At 68.7% G+C, this 20,016-nt stretch carries 16 protein-coding genes; 11 read left to right on the forward strand and 5 right to left on the reverse strand.

All coding sequences use genetic code 11. The features are described 5' to 3' along the window. Window positions 1–148 precede the first annotated feature (148 nt). The gene (locus ABZ382_RS07340; RefSeq protein WP_357085349.1) at window positions 149–2,224 is read left to right on the forward strand and encodes an alkyl sulfatase dimerization domain-containing protein; all 2,076 of its coding nucleotides are present in this window, start codon (window positions 149–151) and stop codon (window positions 2,222–2,224) included. Between the two features lie 58 nt (window positions 2,225–2,282). Continuing rightward, a complete protein-coding gene (locus tag ABZ382_RS07345; RefSeq protein ID WP_357085350.1) occupies window positions 2,283–3,344 on the forward strand; it encodes an alpha/beta hydrolase family protein in 1,062 nt (353 codons plus the stop codon). On the opposite strand, the gene ABZ382_RS07350 is transcribed toward ABZ382_RS07345, so the two are convergent. Then, window positions 3,345–4,145: a DUF2127 domain-containing protein gene (locus ABZ382_RS07350; RefSeq protein ID WP_357085352.1), complete on the reverse strand. Its 801-nt coding sequence runs from the start codon at window positions 4,143–4,145 to the stop codon at window positions 3,345–3,347. A gap of 59 nt (window positions 4,146–4,204) precedes the next feature. Next, a complete protein-coding gene (locus tag ABZ382_RS07355) occupies window positions 4,205–5,395 on the reverse strand; it encodes an XRE family transcriptional regulator (RefSeq protein WP_357085354.1) in 1,191 nt (396 codons plus the stop codon). 192 nt (window positions 5,396–5,587) lie between these two features. Between ABZ382_RS07355 and ABZ382_RS07360 the strand changes: the two genes are divergently transcribed. Further along, window positions 5,588–5,893 (forward strand): hypothetical protein, encoded by a 306-nt coding sequence (locus ABZ382_RS07360; RefSeq protein ID WP_357085356.1) that lies wholly within the window; start codon window positions 5,588–5,590, stop codon window positions 5,891–5,893. 129 nt (window positions 5,894–6,022) lie between these two features. Here the strand turns inward: ABZ382_RS07360 and ABZ382_RS07365 are convergent, their stop codons facing one another. Continuing rightward, the gene (locus ABZ382_RS07365) at window positions 6,023–6,916 is read right to left on the reverse strand and encodes a PAC2 family protein (protein WP_357085358.1); all 894 of its coding nucleotides are present in this window, start codon (window positions 6,914–6,916) and stop codon (window positions 6,023–6,025) included. A gap of 116 nt (window positions 6,917–7,032) precedes the next feature. On the opposite strand from ABZ382_RS07365, the gene metH reads away from it, so the two are divergent. The 4 genes from metH (at window position 7,033) to ABZ382_RS07385 (ending at window position 13,550) form a co-directional block, all read left to right on the forward strand. After that, entirely contained in the window at window positions 7,033–10,611 is a 3,579-nt protein-coding gene (gene metH, locus ABZ382_RS07370; RefSeq protein ID WP_357085360.1) for a methionine synthase, read from the forward strand. A gap of 78 nt (window positions 10,612–10,689) precedes the next feature. Further along, window positions 10,690–12,354 carry a serine/threonine-protein kinase gene (locus ABZ382_RS07375; protein ID WP_357085361.1) on the forward strand — a complete coding sequence of 555 codons (1,665 nt, stop codon included), beginning with the start codon at window positions 10,690–10,692 and terminating at the stop codon, window positions 12,352–12,354. A 103-nt stretch (window positions 12,355–12,457) separates the two neighbouring features. Next, the gene (locus ABZ382_RS07380; RefSeq protein WP_357085363.1) at window positions 12,458–13,126 is read left to right on the forward strand and encodes an HAD family phosphatase; all 669 of its coding nucleotides are present in this window, start codon (window positions 12,458–12,460) and stop codon (window positions 13,124–13,126) included. Between the two features lie 52 nt (window positions 13,127–13,178). Then, complete coding sequence (locus ABZ382_RS07385; protein WP_357085365.1) at window positions 13,179–13,550, forward strand: MmcQ/YjbR family DNA-binding protein; 372 nt, start codon at window positions 13,179–13,181, stop codon at window positions 13,548–13,550. Between the two features lie 6 nt (window positions 13,551–13,556). Here the strand turns inward: ABZ382_RS07385 and ABZ382_RS07390 are convergent, their stop codons facing one another. Continuing rightward, a complete protein-coding gene (locus ABZ382_RS07390; protein WP_357085367.1) occupies window positions 13,557–14,681 on the reverse strand; it encodes an epoxide hydrolase family protein in 1,125 nt (374 codons plus the stop codon). 117 nt (window positions 14,682–14,798) lie between these two features. Between ABZ382_RS07390 and ABZ382_RS07395 the strand changes: the two genes are divergently transcribed. Beyond that, a complete protein-coding gene (locus ABZ382_RS07395; RefSeq protein WP_357085369.1) occupies window positions 14,799–15,758 on the forward strand; it encodes a YafY family protein in 960 nt (319 codons plus the stop codon). A gap of 1 nt (window position 15,759) precedes the next feature. Here ABZ382_RS07395 and ABZ382_RS07400 read toward each other — a convergent pair whose 3' ends face one another. After that, on the reverse strand, window positions 15,760–16,674 hold the full coding sequence (locus ABZ382_RS07400) for a toprim domain-containing protein (RefSeq protein ID WP_357085371.1): 915 nt from the start codon (window positions 16,672–16,674) through the stop codon (window positions 15,760–15,762). A 177-nt stretch (window positions 16,675–16,851) separates the two neighbouring features. Here ABZ382_RS07400 and ABZ382_RS07405 point away from each other — a divergent pair, with 177 nt between their 5' ends. From ABZ382_RS07405 to ABZ382_RS07415, 3 genes are all read left to right on the forward strand, one after another. After that, entirely contained in the window at window positions 16,852–17,712 is an 861-nt protein-coding gene (locus ABZ382_RS07405) for an arpA protein (protein WP_357085373.1), read from the forward strand. Between the two features lie 14 nt (window positions 17,713–17,726). After that, window positions 17,727–18,557 (forward strand): class I SAM-dependent methyltransferase, encoded by an 831-nt coding sequence (locus tag ABZ382_RS07410; RefSeq protein WP_357085375.1) that lies wholly within the window; start codon window positions 17,727–17,729, stop codon window positions 18,555–18,557. Window positions 18,558–18,620: 63 nt separating this feature from the next. Continuing rightward, window positions 18,621–19,988, forward strand: coding sequence for an FAD-dependent oxidoreductase (locus ABZ382_RS07415; protein ID WP_357085377.1), 1,368 nt, complete (start codon window positions 18,621–18,623; stop codon window positions 19,986–19,988). Window positions 19,989–20,016 lie beyond the last annotated feature (28 nt).

Below are 20,016 nucleotides of genomic sequence, written 5' to 3' on the forward strand. Positions count from 1 at the left end.
GTCCCGGCGTATGGGTCAGGTCATACGGCCACGCTATTGCAGCAACACTGCAATAGCAAGGTAGGCTGACGGCATGGCAGATCGGCTGGCGAATATCCGGCAAATCTTTCTGCCACGCACCTCAACGCATGGAGACAGGAGCGCGCCGATGACCGACGAGAACCGCACGAACCAGGGGGACGACCGCACACCGGGACGCTTCACGGTGTCCAGGCGCGGGGTATTCGGGGTGGGTGCGGCGGCGCTCGCGGTGGTCGGGGTGGGCGCGGCCGTGACCGGCTGTGACAGCGACGGCGACAACGGGTCCGCGGCCGAGGCGACGTCCAAGGATCCGGTCGGCCCCAGCGGTCACGTCACCGATCAGCACTCCAAGGCGCAGTCCTCGCTGCCGTTCTCCGACACCCAGGATTTCACCGACACCGACAAGGGTTTCATCGCCAAACTGCAACCCGACCGGGTCACCGACGCCAAGGGCACCGTCGTCTGGGACAACGATTCCTACGGCTTCGTGCAGGGCAGCTGTCCCAACTCGGTGCATCCGTCGCTGTGGCGGCAGTCGCAGCTGGTGGTGAAACAGGGCCTCTACGAAGTGGTTCCGGGCATCTACCAGATCCGCGGCCTGGACCTGTCGAACATGACGATCATCGAGGGCGCCACCGGCGTCATCGTCATCGACCCGCTCATCTCCACCGAGACCGCCAAGGCGGGCATGGACCTGTACTTCGCCAACCGCGGGCACAAACCCATCACCGGCATGATCTACACCCACTCCCACGTCGACCACTTCGGCGGCGCGCTGGGCGTCATCACCGCCGAAGACGCTGCCTCGGGCCGTATTCCGGTGCTCGCGCCGCAGGGCTTCGTCGAACACGCGGTCGCGGAGAACATCTTCGCGGGCACCGCCATGGCGCGCCGCTCGGCCTACATGTACGGCGCGGCCCTGCCGCGCGGGGACAAGGGCCAGGTCGGCGCGGGCCTGGGCATGACCACCTCCACCGGCACCGTCAGCCTCATCCCGCCCAACCGCGACATCACCCGCACCGGGCAGGAGGAGACCATCGACGGGGTGCGCATGGTCTTCCAGATCACGCCCGGCACCGAGGCCCCCTCGGAGATGAACTTCTACTTCCCGGACTTCCGGGCCATGTGCATGGCCGAGAACGCCACCCACACCCTGCACAACCTGCTCACCCTGCGCGGCGCGCTGGTTCGCGACGCGCACGTGTGGTCGCAGTACCTGACCGAGACCATCACCATGTTCGCGGGCGTCTCCGATGTCGCGTTCGCCTCGCACCACTGGCCCACCTGGGGGTCGGACAAACTCACCGAATGGCTGTCGCTGCAACGCGATACCTACGCCTACCTGCACGACCAGACCCTGCGCATGCTCAATCAGGGCTACACCGGCATCGAGATCGCCGAGCAGATCCAGATGCCGCCGGCGATCGAGCGCAAGTGGTACAACCACGGCTACTACGGGTCGGTCAGCCACGACGTGAAAGCCGTGTACCAGCGCTACATGGGCTGGTTCGACGGCAATCCCGCGCATCTGTGGGAGCACCCGCCGGTCGAGTCGGGCAAGCGGCACGTGGACGCCATGGGCGGTGCGAGCGGCGTGCTGAAGGTGGCCCGCAAGGCCTACTCCGACGGCGACTACCGCTGGTGCGTCCAGGTGCTCAACTACCTGATCTTCGCCGAGCCCGACAACGAGAAGGCGAAGATGTTGCAGGCCAGCGCCTTCGAGCAGCTCGGCTACGGTTCCGAGAACGGCACCTGGCGCAACTTCTTCCTCTCCGGCGCCTACGAGTTGCGCAACGGCAACTTCGGAACCCCGACCAAGGCCAACTCGGCGTCGATGATCAGCGCGCTGAGCGTGGACCAGGTCTTCGACGCCGCGGCCTTCCAGATCAACGGGCCCAAGGCGTGGGACCTGCACCTGGTCAACGACTGGGTGATCCCGGAGGAGAACAAGACCTACCGCACCGAACTGCGCAACGGCGTGCTCATCCACTACGTGGTGCCGCCGGACTTCAAGGGCCCGGCCGCCGACGCCACCTTCACCCTGCCGCGCCTCGAACTCATCGCGGTGATGACGCGCAGCAAGGACTTCGTGAAGGAGGTCGCCTCCGGGGCGATCAAGGCCACCGGTGATCCGGCCAAGTTGAAGCAGCTCGTGGACGTCATGGACAAGCCCGACCCCAACTTCAATATCGTCACGCCCTGATCGCGGGTCGATATGTGGCAGAGTCCCTCTCACCTGTTCGACGAGAGTGGGAGCGGCTGTGCGGAATCGACTGCGGGACGCGGTGGTCGTCGGGTGTCTGGCGATCGCCGCGACCGTGCCGGGGACAGCGGGCGCGGAGCCCGAGGCGGCCGGTGGCCCCATCGCCGATACCGCGGCGCAGCTGACCGCCGCGACCACCGTCGACGCGTCGAAAGTGGTGAGCGCGAACATCATCGACGACCGCAACCTGTCGCTCGAGGTGTACTCGGCGGCCATGGACAAGACGGTGCACCTGGACGTGCTGCGCCCCGGCGACACCTCGAAGCCGCGACCCACCCTGTACCTGTTCAACGGCACCGACGCCGGCTACGGCGTGCGGAACTGGAAGACCCAGGTGCCGGAGGTCTTCGACTTCCTCGGCGCCAAGGACGTCAATGTCGTGGTCCCCACCGGCGGCCTGGCCAGCTACTACACCGACTGGCGCGCACCGGATCCGCTGCTGGGCCTCAACAAGTGGAAGACCTTCTTCACCGAGGAACTGCCCCCGCTGATCGACGCGGGCCTGCGCACCAATGGCCGCAATGCCATTGCGGCGGTGTCGATGTCGGCGACCCCGGCGCTGAATCTCGCCCTCGCCAAGCCGGGCCTGTTCCGGGCCGCGGCCACCTACAGCGGCTGTGTGCAGACCAGCGACCCGATCGGTCAGGCGTTCGCGCGGATCGTCGTCGCCAGCGAGGGCGGCGACGCCGACAATATGTACGGTCCGTCCGACGACCCGATGTGGGCCGACAACGACCCGTACCTGCACGCCGACCGGCTGCGCGGCATCGAGCTCTACCTGTCGGCGGGCAACGGCCTGCCCGGGCAGTACGACGTGGTCGACGGCAAGTACGTCATCTACCCGGGCGCGCTCGGCTTCATGGCGCACATGATCTTCGACGGCACCGTCGAGGCGGCCACCGGTTACTGCACCTGCAACCTCGCCGCCAAGCTCACCGAACTCGGCATTCCGGCCACCGTGGACCTGCCGGCCAACGGCACCCACTCCTGGGGCGTGTTCCGCGACGAGCTGCTGAAGTCGTGGCCGGTGCTGGCCAAGGGACTGGACCTGCCCGCCTGATCAGGACTGGTGCGGGGCACCGGCCTTCGCGGCGAGCAGGTCGGATTCGGCTGCGACGGCGGCGCGTTCGACGGTCATCAGACTCTCGGAGTGGTGCTCGGCGTAGTACTTGGCCGCGCCGCCGTTCAGGCCGAACAGGGACTTGCTCCACAGCAGCCAGATCACCGCGGCCAGATTCACCAGCAGCGCGGCCACCCGCAGGAAGGTGATCTTCTCGGTCAACTCGTACACCTCGAGCGGCAGGAACAGGCTGGTCGCCACCACCGCGAAGTACTCGCCCCAGCGCTTGACCAGCCACAGGCCCACGGCCTCGACGAGCTGGATGGTGGCGTAGGCGAACAGCGCGACCGCGATCCAGATCAGGATCGTCGGCGAGAGCGTGAACGCCGTGTCGATGCCCCGAATGATCTTGGAATGGTCGGGGTTGAAACCGATCTGGTCGGCGAGCTGGCGGATGAGCGGAAGGTCCTTGTCCCAGCTGGCCTTCCAGTGCTCACGCGAACCGCGCAGCTTCAGCACGCCCGCGCCGAGCAGGATCAGCACCAGCGCGCGGCCGACCCGCTCGGCCGCCAGCAGTCGCATGATGATGCGGTCGCGCAGCAGGTGCCCGCGCGGCACCTCCGGCGCGTCGTCGGCGGGACCGCTGCGGCGCGGCTCGCCCGGCACGAAATCGCCGCAGCGCAGACAACGCCAGGATTCGCCCGCCGGGGTGGCGACGTGGAGTCGTGCCTTCAGCTCGGGCTCGGTCGGGGCGTAGGTCTCGTGCCCTCGGGCAGCGCAGGTCCAGAGACTGAAGTCCATGCGCTGGAGCGTACCCAGGCCCCGCGACAGCCGCCGTGGAACACGGCCGGGGCGCGCGTTCAGCCCGCGAGCGAGCGCAGCTGGTCGAGATAGGTTCTCGTGCGCGGATCTCCGGGGAAGCGCGCGACCATCTCCCGCGCCGCCTCGCCCGCGATCCACATGAGCGAGGGCAGCGAGCGCCGCTTGCCCGCGAAGGCGCGCATGCCCTCGTCGAGTGCGAGCTCCAGATTGCGATCGCGCACCGCGACCACGGCCAGGGTCAGATGCGCCTCGGACACCCGCATGGGTTTGCGGATGCTGCCGTCGGGGCGGGTGGAGGTCGCGATCACCTGGCGGGCATAGGTTTCCGCGAGCCGGTCGTCCCCGGCGACCCGGCAGCAGTCCATGGCGTAGAAGTCGAACTTCTGCGGATCCACCACGAAGTGGTTGTCCAGATTGGCCGGGTGCTCGATCGCCCCGAGGATCGAACGGCCCTGGGTGAGCGCCTTTTCCACCTCGCGGCGATCGCCCAGGCGGGCCCAGGCCTTGGCGCGCTGGGCGGCCAGCTGGACACCCACGCCCAGGTGGCCGGTGGTGGCGTGCGCGGCCTCCGCGGCATCGATGGCGCCCTTGTAGTTGGCCTGGGTGAGGGCGAACCAGGCGGCCATTTCCGCTCCCCAGCCGATGATTTCGGCGTGGTCGGCCTCCTGGCCCAGCGACAGCGCCGCGCGGCGGGTGGCCTCGGCGGCGGTGCGCCAGCCCAGGTCGTAGTCGACACAGCCGACCAGCAGGGCGACCCATCCGGCCAGCACCAGCACCTCACGATGTTGGGCCAGTGTGAGTCTGCCGTCCAGCAACGAGGTGATGCGGCGCAGCCAGGCCGTGCCGTCGGCGTGCAGTTCGTGCGGATCGGCGCACGGGTAGTCCGAGCAGAGCCGGTCGGCGGTGATGCGGATGGCGTCCAGCGTGGAAGCCGACACATCGGACATTCGTAGCCGCCCAATGAATTCCAGGGTGTCCAGTCCGGTTGCCGAGAGCATCTCGTCGTCCCGATTGGGCCGGGTCTTCGGGAAGAACGCCGCCGTCACAGTGTCGAAAGAGGCCGCGATGATCGGGGCGTAGAAATCGTCGGGCCGCGATTCGCCGGATTCCCAACGCCGCCAGTTACGTAACAGTGTGCTGTCGGTGGGCAGGTTGTGGCTCGACTTGGCGCGCATCGCGCGCACGGCGTCGGCTTGTGACCACCCCCGAGCATCACGTTCGGCACGCATTCGGACAGCCCAGACAGGTCGATCGTCACCGGCGGACACGAGTTGTAGTATCTCACCAGTTAACGGCGGATGGACCCGGATAGGGCATCTGGATGTCAGTGGGTTGACATCTGCAATTGCATTCGCAAGTACGCCAAACTGTTTACCAGGGCACACGTCAGGACAGCGATCCCCAATCCAACGGAGGTTCGGGTGGAAGCGTTGATCTATGGGTACGTGCGTGACGATTTGGCCGACGGCCGCAGCGACGAGCTGGAGAACGCCATGTGCGGGCTCGCTCAGTCCGCGGGCCTCTGCTTCGCCGCCACCTTCCATGAATCGACCGCCGGCGATGGCACCGCGTTCGCGGAGCTGACCGCCGAGCTGAAGCGGGCCGACGCGCACCACGTGGTGGTGCCGTCGCTCGATCACCTTGCGGGCCAGACCATTCCGCGTGACCTATTGATCGCGAAACTGGCCCACGAGGCTTCCGCCCAGGTCTGGACCGTCGAGCACTAGCTCGGCACACCGCCCGAAACGCCACCGCACCCGCGTCGAGAACGCGGGTGCGGCAATGATTTTCGAGCTATTTCGGGACATTCACCCTGAAGCGGGCATGCATGAAGCGGACATAGTGGGATGAAGGGGTCAGAGGCCGAAGCCACCCCGACCACGACGGCGCAGGTACTTCTCGAACTCGGCGGCGATGGCATCACCGTCGATCTTCGCCATGGCGTCGTTGATGTCGACCTCGGCGTCGCCGCGCTCCTCGAGCGAGCGCACGTACTCCGCGATCTCCTCGTCGCCCGCGGTCATCTCGTTGACCGCGACCTCCCACTCCTCGGACTGCTCGGGCAGCGCGCCCAGCGGCACCTCCACATCGAGCACGTCCTCGACCCGGTGCAGCAGGGCGATGATCGCCTTCGGGTTGGGCGGCTGCGACACGTAGTGCGGCACCGCGGCCCAGAAGGAGATGGCCGGCACACCCGCGCGCACGCACGCGTCCTGCAGCACCCCGGTGATCCCGGTCGGTCCCTCGTAGCGGGTCTGCTCGAGGTTGAAGCGCTCCGCGGCTTCCTTGTTATAGGCGGTCCCCGTGACCGGAACCGGCCGCGTGTGCGGGGTATCGGCCAGTAATGCGCCGAGGATCACCACCGTGGACACCCCGAGCTGTTCCACGAACTCGAGAATGTCATTGCAGAAGCTGCGCCACCGCATATTCGGTTCCACCCCGCGCAGCAGCACCACGTCCCGGTCGCTGCCGGGGGGAGAACAGACCGAGAGCATGGCCGAGGGCCAGACGATCTCGCGCGTCACACCGTCGACCTGGCGCACGGTCGGGCGGTTGACCTGATAGTCGTAGTAGTCCTCGGAATCGAGCTCGGCCAGCGGCTGGGAGTCCCAGATCAGTTCCAGATGTTCGACCGCGCCACTGGCGGCGTCGGCGGCATCGTTCCAGCCTTCGAAGGCGGCCACGAGCACCGGATCCCGCAGCGTGGGCAGGTCCGATTCGGGTGGCACCGGGGATTCACTGGCGTTCACCAGGTCAGCCTAATGTGTGGCAAGACCCCGTGTGCATGCGACGCGCAATGTGCGAGTCGCGCCGCGACACCACACCGACGCGGGGATTGTCGCTGCTTCCCACTACTCTTGAGTACATGTCTGTACGCAGCCGCGCCGAATTCGACACCACCTTCCTGGACACGCTCAGACGGCGTGTCGTTATCGGGGACGGTGCGATGGGCACGATGCTACAGGCCGCGGATCTCACCCTCGACGATTTCCGCGGCCTCGAGGGTTGCAACGAAATTCTCAACGAAACCCGCCCCGACGTGCTGCGACACATCCACCGCGCCTACTTCGAGGCCGGTGCCGACGCCGTCGAGACGAACACCTTCGGGTGCAATCTGCCCAACCTCGCCGACTACGACATCGCCGACCGGATCCGCGATCTGTCCGAGCGCGGCACCCGCCTGGCCCGCGAGGTCGCCGACGAGATGGGCCCCTCCGCCGACGGCACCCCGCGCTACGTGCTGGGCTCGATGGGCCCGGGCACCAAGCTGCCCACCCTGGGCCACGCGCCCTACGTCTCGCTGCGCGACGCCTACACCGAGGCCGCGCTCGGCATGCTCGACGGCGGCGCCGACGCGATCCTCATCGAGACCTGCCAGGACCTGCTGCAGGTCAAGGCCGCGGTCACCGGCAGCCACAACGCCATGCTGAAGGCGGGCCGCCGGATCCCGATCATCACCCACGTCACCATGGAGACCACCGGCACCATGCTGGTCGGCTCCGAGATCGGCGCCGCGCTGACCGCGCTGGAGAAGCTCGGCATCGACATGATCGGGCTGAACTGCGCCACCGGTCCGGACGAGATGAGCGAGCACCTGCGCCATCTGTCCAAGCACGCGCAGCTGCCGGTGTCGGTGATGCCGAACGCCGGTCTGCCGGTGCTGGGCGCCAAGGGCGCGGAGTACCCGCTGAGCGCCGAGGATCTGGCCGTCTCGATGACCCAGTTCGTGTCCGAGTTCGGACTGTCGCTGGTCGGCGGCTGCTGTGGCACCACACCCGAGCACATCCGGCAGATGGCCGAGGCGGTCCGCGAGGTCGAGCAGGCCAAGCGGAACCCGGTCCACGAGCCGAGCGTGTCCTCGATCTACTCTGCGGTCCCGTTCGAGCAGGACGCCTCGATTCTGATGATCGGTGAGCGCACCAATGCCAACGGCTCCAAGGCTTTCCGTGACGCCATGCTGGCCGGCGACTGGCAGAAGTGCCTCGACATCGCCAAGGACCAGACTCGCGACGGCGCGCACATGCTCGACCTGTGCGTGGACTACGTGGGCCGTGACGGCGCCGCCGACATGACCGAGCTGGCCTCCCGGCTGGCGACCTCCTCGACGCTGCCGATCATGCTGGACTCCACCGAAACCCCGGTGCTGAAGGCCGGTCTGGAGCATCTGGGTGGCCGCTGCGCCATCAACTCGGTCAACTACGAGGACGGTGCGGGACCGGATTCGCGGTTCCAGCAGACCATGGCGCTGGTCGCCGAGCACGGTGCGGCCGTGGTCGCGCTGACCATCGACGAGGAGGGCCAGGCGCGCACCGCCGAGCACAAGGTGGCCATCGCCGAGCGGCTGATCGAGGACATCACCCACAACTGGGGCCTCGAAGCTTCCGACATCATCATCGACACGCTGACCTTCACCCTGGGCACCGGTCAGGAGGAGTCGCGCCGCGACGGCATCGAAACCATCGAGGCCATTCGCGAACTCAAGAAGCGGCACCCGGATGTGCAGACCACGCTGGGTCTTTCGAACATCTCCTTCGGCCTGAACCCGGCCGCGCGGCAGGTGCTGAACTCGGTGTTCATGCACGAGTGCGTCCAGGCCGGTCTGGATTCGGCGATCGTGCACGCTTCCAAGATCCTGCCCATGGCACGGATTCCCGAGGAGCAGCGGCAGGTCGCGCTCGATCTGGTCTACGACCGCCGCACCGAGGACTACGACCCGCTGCAGAAGCTGATGGCGCTGTTCGAAGGCGTCTCGACTGCCTCCTCCAAGGCGTCACGCGCCGAGGAGCTGGCGGCGCTGCCGCTGTTCGAGCGGCTCGCCCGCCGCATCGTCGACGGCGAGAAGGCCGGGATGGATGCCGATCTCGACGAGGCGATGCAGCAGGTGCCGCCGTTGCAGATCATCAACGAAACCCTGCTGTCGGGCATGAAGACCGTCGGCGAGCTGTTCGGATCCGGGCAGATGCAGCTGCCGTTCGTGCTGCAGTCGGCCGAGACCATGAAGACCGCGGTCGCCTACCTCGAGCCGCACATGGAGGCGACCGACGACTCCGGCAAGGGCCGCATCGTGCTCGCCACCGTCAAGGGCGACGTCCACGACATCGGCAAGAACCTGGTCGACATCATCCTGTCCAACAATGGCTACGAGGTCGTCAATCTCGGTATCAAGCAGCCGATCTCGACCATCCTCGACGCCGCCGTGGACAAGAAGGCCGACGTCATCGGCATGTCCGGGCTGCTGGTGAAGTCGACCGTGGTGATGAAGGAGAACCTCGAGGAACTCAATTCGCGCGGTGTCGCCGAACAGTTCCCGGTGCTCCTCGGCGGTGCGGCGCTGACCCGCGCATACGTGGAGAACGATCTGACCGAGGTCTACGCCGGCGACGTGCACTACGCGCGTGACGCCTTCGAGGGCCTGCACCTGATGGACGAGATCATGACCCGCAAGCGCGGCGGCGGGCTGGATCCGAACTCGCCGGAGGCCATCGCCGAACGCGAGAAGGCCGCCGAACGCAAGGCGCGGCACGAGCGTTCCAAGCGCATCGCGGCCGAACGCAAGGCCGCCGAGGCGCCGATCGTGGTGCCCGAGCGCTCGGACGTGGCCGCGGACCTGCCGGTGCCGACGCCGCCGTTCTGGGGCTCGCGCATCATCAAGGGCCTGTCGCTGAGCGAGTACTCCGGGCTGCTCGACGAGCGCGCGCTGTTCCTGGGACAGTGGGGCCTGCGGGGCCAGCGCGGCGTCGAGGGGCAGTCGTACGAGGACCTGGTGGAGACCGAAGGCCGTCCGCGGCTGCGGTATTGGCTGGACCGGCTGATCGCCGAGGGTGTGCTGCAGCACGCCGCGGTGGTGTACGGGTACTTCCCGGCGGTGTCCGAGGGCGACGATGTGATTGTTCTCACCGAGCCGAAACCCGATGCGCCGGAACGCTTCCGGTTCACTTTCCCGCGTCAGCAACGCGACCGGTTCCTCTGCATCGCCGACTTCATCCGCTCGCGTGAGCGCGCGCTGGAGACCGGTCAGGTGGATGTGATGCCGTTCCAGCTGGTCACCATGGGCCAGCCCATCGCGGACTTCGCCAATGTCCTGTTCAAGGAGGACAACTACCGCGACTACCTCGAGGTGCACGGCATCGGCGTGCAGCTCACCGAGGCGCTCGCGGAGTTTTGGCACCGCCGCATCCGGGAAGAACTGACTCTGGACGGACATTCCGTCGCGGACGAGGACCCCGCCGATGTGCTCGACTACTTCAAACTCGGCTACCGTGGCGCACGGTACTCGTTCGGTTACGGGGCCTGCCCGGAACTGGAGGATCGGGCCAAGCTCGTGGAGTTGTTGGACGCCAACCGAATCGGCGTGATCCTCTCCGAGGAGCTGCAGCTGCATCCGGAGCAGTCGACCGACGCGTTCGTGCTGCTGCACCCGGAAGCCAAGTACTTCAACGCTTAATATCTTCACCAGGTTTCGGGCTTTCGCGCAGGGTGGCAGGGTGCCCGGCGCGAAAGCCAGCAGGAGGGGTACAACCACATGAGCTCAGACCGGCTGATTGCGGGGCGGTACCGACTAACGGATCCGATCGGCACCGGTGCGATGGGGGTCGTGTGGCGCGCGACCGACGTTCGGCTGCGACGCACCGTCGCGGTCAAGCAGCTGCTGCTGACGCCGGGCCTGACCCGGTCGCAGGCCGTGGAGGCCAGGATGCGGGCGATGCGTGAGGGGCGCATCGCCGCGCGCCTGCACCACCCCAATGCCGTCACCGTGTTCGACGTGGCCGAGGAGGACGGCCAGCCCTGGCTGGTCATGGAGTACGTGAACGCGGCCAGCCTGGCCGCGCTCATGCGGGAGAAGGGGCAGCTGCCGCCGGTCGAGGTGGCCCGGATCGGGGCCAAGGTCGCCGAGGCGCTGGCCGCGGCCCACAAGGCCGGCATCGTGCACCGCGATGTGAAGCCCGCCAATATCCTTGTCGCCGACGACGGGACGGTGAAGATCACCGACTTCGGCATCTCCCGGGCCACCGGCGACGTGACCGTCACCTCGACGGGGTTCCTGGCGGGCACTCCCGCCTACCTCTCGCCCGAGGTGGCGCGCGGGGAGAACCCGGAACCGACCTCCGACGTCTTCGCTCTGGGCTCGACGCTGTACGCGGCCGTCGAAGGCAAGCCGCCCTTCGGCGAGGGCGACAACCCGCTCGCGGTACTGCATTCGGTGGCGCGGGCGCAGGTGCCGCGGCCCGCGAACGCCGCGACCCTCGCGCCGGTGCTGATGGATCTGCTCGCCGCCGACGGGGCGGACCGGCCCACCATGGAACAGGCCGCCGAACGGCTGCACGCGGTCGCCGAGGGGCGGGCTCCGGCCGTGCCGGTCCAGCCGACCAAGGTGCTGCCGCCGGCGAACGCCGTTGCCGCCGTGGACGCTTCGGCGGCCACGACCGTGCTGCCGGGCTCGCGGACGGGTGCGCCGAGCAATGCGGCCGACCCCACCATGCATGTCGACATGTCGACGGGCGGGCGTGGCACCGTGCCGCCGCCGGGAATCGGCTCCGGTGTGCGAACCGGTGGCGGGGAACGCAATTCGCGTCAGCTGGCGCTGGTGGCGGTCGGCGTCGTCGGCGCGATCGTGCTGGCCGTCGTGATCGCCCTGGCGGTCAACGGCAACGGCGGCGGCACGCCGCAGGCGGACCAGGGCGGTTCGGCCCCGGCGTCGATCCGGGCCACCTCGCCGGAGAACATCGGCCCGGCCGACGGCGGGCAGCAGCCCACCAACAACAGCGGCGCGGGCGCGGCCACCCAGGCCCCGGCCACCACGCCCGCCGCGTCCTCGTCGGCGGCCCCGAGTTCCTCGGCGCATCCGACGACGACCCCGCCCACCACGACACCGGCCGGTCCGCCGTCCGCCGCCTCGATCGCCTCGTTCATCCAGGGCTACTACGGCATGCTGCCCGGCAATGTCGGCGGCGCGTGGGCGAATCTCTCGCCCGGATACCAGTCGGCCACCGGCGGATACAACGCCTATGCGCAGTTCTGGAGCACCATCCGCTCGGTGAGCGTGGGCGCGATCACCCCGCAGGGCGACCATCGCGCGGTGGTCACGCTCACCTATGTCGACACCTACGGGAAGGTGTCCACCGAGAACCGCTGGATCCAGACCGACTCCTCGGGCGGGCGCATGCAGATCGCGGCCTCGGGCCTGTAACCGGATCCCGGTAGGGTGGACCGGCTCCGCGCTCGGCGGGGCCGGCGATCCGTGTGTGGCGGGGGCCGGAGCGGGTCAGGGTGTGCGGAAGGAGCTCGGGTCGGTGGCGCGGTTGGACGCGGTGTTGTGGGATATGGACGGAACGCTGCTGGACTCGGAGAAGCTCTGGGACATGGCGTTGCGTGAGCTGTCGGGGGAGTACGGGCGCGAGCTGACCGACACGGTGCGGCACGCACTGATCGGGGCGTCCGGGCCGAACGCGTACCGGATCTTGTTCGAGGGGCTCGGCATCGAGCACACCCCCGAGGCGGTCGAGCGGGCCTCGGACTGGATGGAAGCGCGGGTGACCGAACTGTTCCAGGGGCCGGTGCCGTGGCGGCCGGGCGCGCGGGAAGCCCTCGATCTGCTGCGGGCGGCCGGGGTGCCGATGGCCTTGGTCACCAATACCAAGCGGTCGCTGGCCGAGTACGGGCTCGACACCATCGGTCGTGAGTACTTCGGGGCCACCGTGTGCGCCGACGAGGTGCCGCACGGCAAACCCGCGCCCGACGTGTACCTGCGGGCCGCGCAACTGCTCGGCGTGGCACCGGAATTCACCGTGGCCATCGAGGATTCGCCGACCGGATCGATCGCGGCGCAGGAAGCCGGATGCGCGCTGCTGGTGGTGCCGTGTGAGGTCCCGGTGCCGGACGCGCCCGGCCGCGCCTTCCGCGACAGCCTGGTCGGGCTCGAACTCGCGCACCTGAAGGACCTCGTGCGCGCGAATTCCTGACCCGTTCCCATTCGTCCAAGGCGGGCCGGTCCGGGTGGCCTACCCTGCGGATATGGACAGGGTGCTGGAATCGCTGCGCGGCGTGTGCGCTGGGCTGCCCGAGGTGAGCGAACGCGTCAGCCACGGCGAACCCGCGTGGTTCGCGGGCGGGAAGAAGATGTTCGTCATGTTCGCCGACCACCACCACGACGAACGGGTCGGATTCTGGTGCGCGGCACCGGCCGGGGTGCAGGAGGAACTGGTGGCGGCCGAGCCGGGACGGTTCTACCGGCCGCCGTACGTAGGGCATCGCGGATGGCTCGGGGTGTATCTGGATGTCGACGTGGACTGGGACGAGATCACCGAGATCGTCGAGGACGCCTACCGGACGGTGGCGGTGAAACGCCTGATCGCGGAACTGGACCGGCGCATCACCACCACCTGAGCGGGCTCAGCGCAAGGGGCCGAAGAAGGCCTGGAGATCGGTGGCCAGGCCGGCCGGGTCCTCCATGGCCGGGAAGTGCAGTCCGCGTTCGAATTCCGACCAGTGGGCATCGGCCGGGGCCGGGACGACCCGGCGCACCGTCTCGTCCGCGCCGAAGATGGCGAACCCCTGCGGCACCGCGGGCGGCGCACCCCACTCCGAGGAATGCGCCTGCTCGTAGAGCGTGTGCGCGGCCGAGACGCCCGACCCGGTGAACCAGTACAGGCTGATCGTGGTCAGCAGCTGATCGCGATCGATGGGCAGATCGGTCCACGCCTCGAACTTCTCGGCGATCCAGGCCAATTGCAGCAGCGGCGAATCCACCAGGCCGTATCCGATGGTCTGCGGGCGGGAGTTCTGGATCGCCAGGTAGCCCGAGCCTTCCCGGCGGAAGGTGTCCATCCGGTCCAGGATCACCTTGTCCACCGGATCGTTCGGGTCCAGGCCCTCAGCCATGCCCGGCAGGAAGGTCGCGACATTCGCGGCGGTGAGTGGATCGGTGACCACGTGCACGCCGGTCACATGCTCGCCGTCCAGCGCCGCGACCAGACCCGACACCCCGCTGCCTACATCGCCGCCGTGCACGCCGTAGCGGTCGTACCCCAGGCGGGCCATCAGCTCGATCCACGCGCGGGCGGTGCGCGCCATGGTCCAGCCGGTTCCCGACAGCGGGGTGGACAGGGTGTATCCGGGCAGGGAGGGTGCGATCACGTGGAAGGCCGGGCCCTCGGCCGGATCGGTGAGCAGGCCGATCAGGCCCAGGAATTCGGCGACCGAGCTCGGGAATCCGTGGGTGATCAGCAGCGGGCGCGCGTCCGGGCGCGGCGAGCGGACGTGCAGGAAGTGGATGGTCTGGCCGTCGATCTCGGTGGTGAACTGGGGGAAGGCGTTGAGCTTCGCTTCCTGCGCCCGCCAATCGAATTCGGTGCGCCAGTACCGGGTGAGCTCGCGCAGCCGGGCCTCGGGGATGCCGCGCTCCCAGCCGGTGCCGGGCAGCTGGGCGGCCCAGCGGGCGCGATCGAGACGATCGTGCAGGTAGTCGATCTCGGACTGGGGGACATCGAGGTGGAAGGGGTGAATCTCGGTGCTCATGACGGTGTTCCGATCACTGGGAAGATCTCTTCCGAGGCTCTTCATCTTGCGCTCGGCACCCACGGTAGGAGCAATCGAGGAACGTTTCGTTCCGCAATAGGCGGATAGGATCGGCGAATGTTGGAAACCTCCGCCCGGCTGCTGCGACTGCTCTCGCTGCTGCAATCCCGCCGGGACTGGACCGGGCCCGAACTCGCCGCCCGCCTCGAGGTCACCGGGCGCACCATCCGCAAGGACATGGACCGGTTGCGCGAACTCGGGTATCCGGTGGAGGCGCGGCCCGGCGTGGACGGCGGCTACCGGCTCGGGCACGGCGGCGCACTGCCGCCGCTGCTGCTCGACGACGACGAGGCCGTCGCCGTGGCGATCGGATTACGCACCGCGGCAAGCGGTTCCATCCTCGGGATCGAGGAGACCTCGCTGCGGGCGCTGACCAAACTCCAGCAGATCCTCCCGTCACGGCTGCGCCACCGCGTGAGCGCCTTCCAGCACGCCCTGCCCGTACCGCTGCGCGGCCCGCGCGTGAGCCCCGACGCGCTCACCGCCATCGCCGCCGCCTGCCGCGACCACGAACGCCTCCGCTTCGACTACCGCACCCACGGCGGCGCCGCCGCGCGCCGTTCGGTCGAGCCGTACCGCCTGGTCAACCACCGCCAGCGCTGGTACCTGCTGGCCTGGGACCTCGACCGTGCCGATTGGCGCACCTTCCGCGTCGACCGCATGGATCCCCGCACTCCCGCGGGCCCCCGCTTCACCCCGCGCCCGCTGCCGCCCGACCCGGAGATCGCCGCCTTCGTCGAGCGCGGAATCGGCTCCGCCACCTGGCATTTCCGTGCCCGCGTCATCGTGCACGCGTCCGCCGCCCACGTCCGCGCCCGCATCCCGATCCCGATCGACATCGAGGAGCTCGACGAGCGGCGCTGCGCCTTCGAACCCGGCTCCGACCACCCCGAGATGCTCGCCCTCTACCTGGGCCTGCTGGACGCCGACTTCGACATCGTCGACTCCCCGGAACTGGTCACCGCCCTGCGCACCCTGATCACCCGCTACCAGCGCGCCGTCACCACCGCCGGCTGACTCACTTCTCGCGAAAGTGCGCGTCCAGCACCGGAACCGGATCCAACTCCGACACCAGATGCCCCGCATTGCAGTGATCGGTCAGATCCTTCCCGTCCCGGGCCTGCACCACCCGCAGCTGGGCCACCGCATCGACCAGCGACTCCGCCACCCGCGCCGCGTGCCGGTACCCCGGCGCATCCCGATCCGCCACCACCCACACCCGCCGCGCGCCCCGCAGCCACTCCGCGTGCTCCCGGTACCACCCGCTCGCACCCCCGGCATTGCAGGTGGCCGTCAACCCCGCCCGCGTCGCGGTCAACACATCTGCCTCGCCCTCGCACACGAAGATGTCGCGCCCCTCCGCCACCGCTTCGATCACCTCCGGCAGCTGGAACGGCACCCACGCGAAACCCCCGAATTCCCACCCGTTCTCGGTCGGCCGCCGCTGATAGAACGACTTCACGTACCCCTGCCGATGCAATGTGCGCACCCGCACCACGCACCCGGCCGCACTCCCGTCCGGCCACCGATACACGTACGCCGCCATTCGTCGCGGCCGCCCGATCCGCGGCCCGAGGTCCTTCCGATGCACCGAAAGCGCCAGCCCCGCCGCAAGAATCGCCCGATCCGCCAGCGCGGGCTTCGGCGGGTTCCGCCGTTGTCCCGCCCTCGGCTCCGGGGGCGCGTCGAACAGATCCCGCACCCGCAATCCGATGCGCGCCAACACCTCCACGTCCGAGCAACCGGCGAAGCACCGCACGACCGTCCGCTGCCGCGACAGGTTGTAGACCACTCCCAGTGAGGCCCGATGCCGCCGCCCGTCCGCCTCGTGCACCGGACACAGATAGGTCGTCCACTCGGTCCCGCGCCTGCCCGGCCCGGACACCCGATTCAGTGCCCGGTTGACGGTCTCCCACGATCCGCGACTGCCCATGCGACCGGTCCTCTCACTACCGGTATACCTCTCTGAACGCGGTTGTCAAACGGCGTGCGACACGTTGCCCGGCGGTGCCATTACCACATCAAAACTGGTGGGGCGCAGGAAAAGTGGCAATTCACAATCGGCGGACTTTTCGGGCGTGTCGGGCGGTCGGTTCGTAAGAATGGGCCCATGGTTGCGGTTGGGCAGGGGAGCGTGCCGGGGGTGGATGTCGGGCGGTATCCACTGGATTCGCCGGGGAGTGACGGGTGGCTGCGGGCGGTGGCGGGGGCGCGGGCCGAGCTGGCGGCGGGGGGATGTTGCGTCCTGCGCGGGTTCATCCGGCCCGAGCTGGTGGAGACGCTGCGGAGCGAGGGGGAGGAACTGGCTCCGCGGGCGCACTACACCGTCGAGAACGTCAACGCGTACAACATTCCCTTCGACGCGGGGCTGCCCACCGATCACCCGGGTCGGATCGTGCTGCAGCGTGGAAACGCGTTCGTCGCACGGGATCTCATTCCGCGTGCGGCGCTGATCCATCGCCTCTACGTCGACACCCGGTTCCAGCGGTTCGTGGCCGACTGCTTCGGGCTGGCCGACCTGCACGAGTACAGCGATCCGCTGGCGGGACTGTGCCTCAATGTGGTCGCGCCCGGGCAGTCGCATCCCTGGCACTTCGACACCAACGAATTCACCGTCAGCATGCTCACCCAGGAGCCGGAAGACGGTGGGGTGTTCGAGTATTGCCCGGGCATCCGGTCGCGGGAGGCGGAGAACTTCGCCGACGTGCGCGCCGTGCTCACCGGCGACGGGGAACGGTTCATCCGCCGGCTGGCCCTGCGGCCCGGCGACCTGCAGTTGTTCCAGGGAAGGTTCTCGTTGCACCGGGTCGCACCGGTACACGGTGCGGTGCAACGGCATTCGGCGATCTTCGCCTACAGCGACAGTCCGGGACTGATCGGCACCGCCGAACGGACCCGGCAGCTGTTCGGGCGGGTGACGCCGGATCATCTGGCGGTCGGCGAGATCCGCGGCGACCGATTGCTCGACTGAGAGGGGACCAGCGCGTGCCGGTTTCGTTACACAGTTCCACCGGAAAAGCCTCCTTCGACGACATCTACGATCGGCCCGATCCCCGCCAGTACTACGCCCGTATGGCCGAATTGGACTACCAGATACCGGAATTGGCGAAGCCGCACTTCCAGAAACTGCTCGACGAATACCGGTCCGCCACCGGCATCGCCACCCCCGCGGTCCTCGACCTGGGCTGCTCCTACGGCGTCAACGCGGCCCTGCTGCGTCTCGACACCACCATGACCGAACTGTCCGGCCACTACCGCGGCCGCGACGGTGACGACACCGCCGCCCTGCTCGACCGGGACCGCGCCCTGCTGCGCTCCGGCGATCGGCTGCCCGGAGTCCGCTTCATCGGCATGGACGCCTCCCGCCCGGCCCTCGACTACGGCCACGCCGCGGGCTTCCTCGACGAGGTCGTGCACGCCGACCTGGAATCGGCCGAACCCACCGAAGCCCAGCGACAGACGCTGGCCGGGGCCGATCTGATCATCTCCACCGGCTGTATCGGCTACATCACCGAGCACACCCTGCTGCGGGTGGCCCGCGCGCACGGCGGGAAACTCCCGTGGATGGCGCATTTCGTGCTGCGGATGTTCGCCTTCGACCCCATCGCCGCCCACCTGGAGACCCTCGGCTACCACACCGAACGGGCCCCCGGCGTGTACCGGCAGCGGCGCTTCGCCTCCCCGGACGAACGGGCGCGGGTGCTGAACGCCCTGGCGGGCAAGGGAATCGACACCACCGACGCCGAATCCGACGGCTGGCTCTACGCCCAGCTGTACCTGTCGCGACCGAAACCCGGTACCGAGCGCGAACACTGATCCCGCGGACCCGGAAATCGCGGGATTCACCTCGAAACGGGCGGTACGAGCTACGGTGAAGTCGTGGCACCAGCGAAGATCGTGATCATCGGCGGTGGATTCGCGGGCGTGGAATGCGCCCGCTATCTGGAGCGACGCCTCCGCCCCGAGGAGGCGTTCGTCCAGCTCGTCTCCCCGGACGCCGGACTGCTGTATCTGCCGCTGCTGCCGCAGGTCGCCTCCGGCACCCTCAACCCGCGCTCGGTGTCGGTGCCGCTGCGCCGGCTGCTGCGCCGCACCGAAGTGGTGCCCGGCATGGCCGTCGGCGTGGAGCCCGGCACCCGGCGGGTGGTGGTGCGCCGTGCCCGCACCTCCGGCGTCGAAACCGCCCTGGAATACGACCACCTCGTCCTGGCGCCCGGCTCCATCACCCGCGTCATGGACGTTCCGGGGTTGCAGGAGCACGGATTCGGCATGAAGACCCTGGCCGAGGCCATGTACCTGCGCGACCACGTGCTGCGGCAGCTGGATATCGCCGCCATGCGCGGCGGGCTCGACGAGGACCAGGAACGGCTGAACTTCGTCACCATCGGCGCGGGCTACGCCGGAACCGAGACCGCCGCGGTCCTCAACAAGGTCTGCCGCGCCGCCGCCGGACGCTTCTTCCCCGAGGTCGAGTCGGGGATGGTGCGCTGGCACCTGGTCACCCGCGGCGACCGCATCATGCCCGAACTCGGCGACAAGCTCGGCGCCGAGGCGAAAAGGATTCTGGCCGAACGCGGCATCGAACTCATCACCGGCGCCTCCGCCGCGGAAGTCACCGCCAAGGGCGTGAAACTCACCAACGGCCGATTCATCCCGTCCCGCACGGTGCTGTGGACCGCCGGGGTCGCCCCCAGCCCCCTGGCCGCGCATCTGGGCGCGGAAACCGACAAGGGCCGCATCATCGCCCAAGCCGACCTGTCGGTCCCGGGCCTGCCGGGCGTGTGGGCCATGGGCGACGCGGCCGCGGTCCCCGACACCGCCGAAGGCGACGGTCAGGTCTGCGCGCCGACCGCGCAGCACGCCATGCGCCAAGGACGGCACCTGGGCAAGAACCTGGTCGCCGCGCTGCGGGGCGAAACGCCCGCGCCCTACCGGCATCCGGACCTGGGCATGGTGGTCGACCTGGGCGGGCGCGACGCGCTGGCCCGGCCGCTCGGGCTCGGATTGCGGGGCGTGCCGGCGCAATTCGTGGCGCGCGGCTACCACCTCATGGCGTTGCGCACCATCGTCGCCCGCGCCCGGGTGGCCTTCGACTGGGCCGTGCACGGCCTGGCCGGTGACGACTTCCTGCGCATCGGGTACGCCGATCACAAGGTCCACACCATCGGCGGCTTCGAACAATCCGGCTGCTACCTGCCCGCCGACGAGGTGCCGCGGGTGGTGAAAGAACTCGGCGACCCGGTGTGAACGAGACCGGTCGGTTCGGACAAGCCGG

The organism is Nocardia sp. NPDC005825 (assembly GCF_040630175.1).
Classification (GTDB): Bacteria; Actinomycetota; Actinomycetes; order Mycobacteriales; family Mycobacteriaceae; genus Nocardia.

Excerpts from the sequence above, each read along its gene's own strand:
- ABZ382_RS07375 (WP_357085361.1), top strand. The coding sequence starts at position 10,690 with ATGAGCTCAGACCGGCTGATTGCGGGGCGGTACCGACTAACGGATCCG.
- ABZ382_RS07395 (WP_357085369.1), top strand. The coding sequence starts at position 14,799 with ATGTTGGAAACCTCCGCCCGGCTGCTGCGACTGCTCTCGCTGCTGCAA.
- ABZ382_RS07355 (WP_357085354.1), bottom strand. The coding sequence starts at position 5,395 with ATGCGTGCCGAACGTGATGCTCGGGGGTGGTCACAAGCCGACGCCGTG.
- ABZ382_RS07350 (WP_357085352.1), bottom strand. The coding sequence starts at position 4,145 with ATGGACTTCAGTCTCTGGACCTGCGCTGCCCGAGGGCACGAGACCTAC.
- ABZ382_RS07405 (WP_357085373.1), top strand. The coding sequence starts at position 16,852 with ATGGTTGCGGTTGGGCAGGGGAGCGTGCCGGGGGTGGATGTCGGGCGG.
- ABZ382_RS07340 (WP_357085349.1), top strand. The coding sequence starts at position 149 with ATGACCGACGAGAACCGCACGAACCAGGGGGACGACCGCACACCGGGA.
- ABZ382_RS07385 (WP_357085365.1), top strand. The coding sequence starts at position 13,179 with ATGGACAGGGTGCTGGAATCGCTGCGCGGCGTGTGCGCTGGGCTGCCC.
- ABZ382_RS07400 (WP_357085371.1), bottom strand. The coding sequence starts at position 16,674 with ATGGGCAGTCGCGGATCGTGGGAGACCGTCAACCGGGCACTGAATCGG.
- ABZ382_RS07390 (WP_357085367.1), bottom strand. The coding sequence starts at position 14,681 with ATGAGCACCGAGATTCACCCCTTCCACCTCGATGTCCCCCAGTCCGAG.
- metH (WP_357085360.1), top strand. The coding sequence starts at position 7,033 with ATGTCTGTACGCAGCCGCGCCGAATTCGACACCACCTTCCTGGACACG.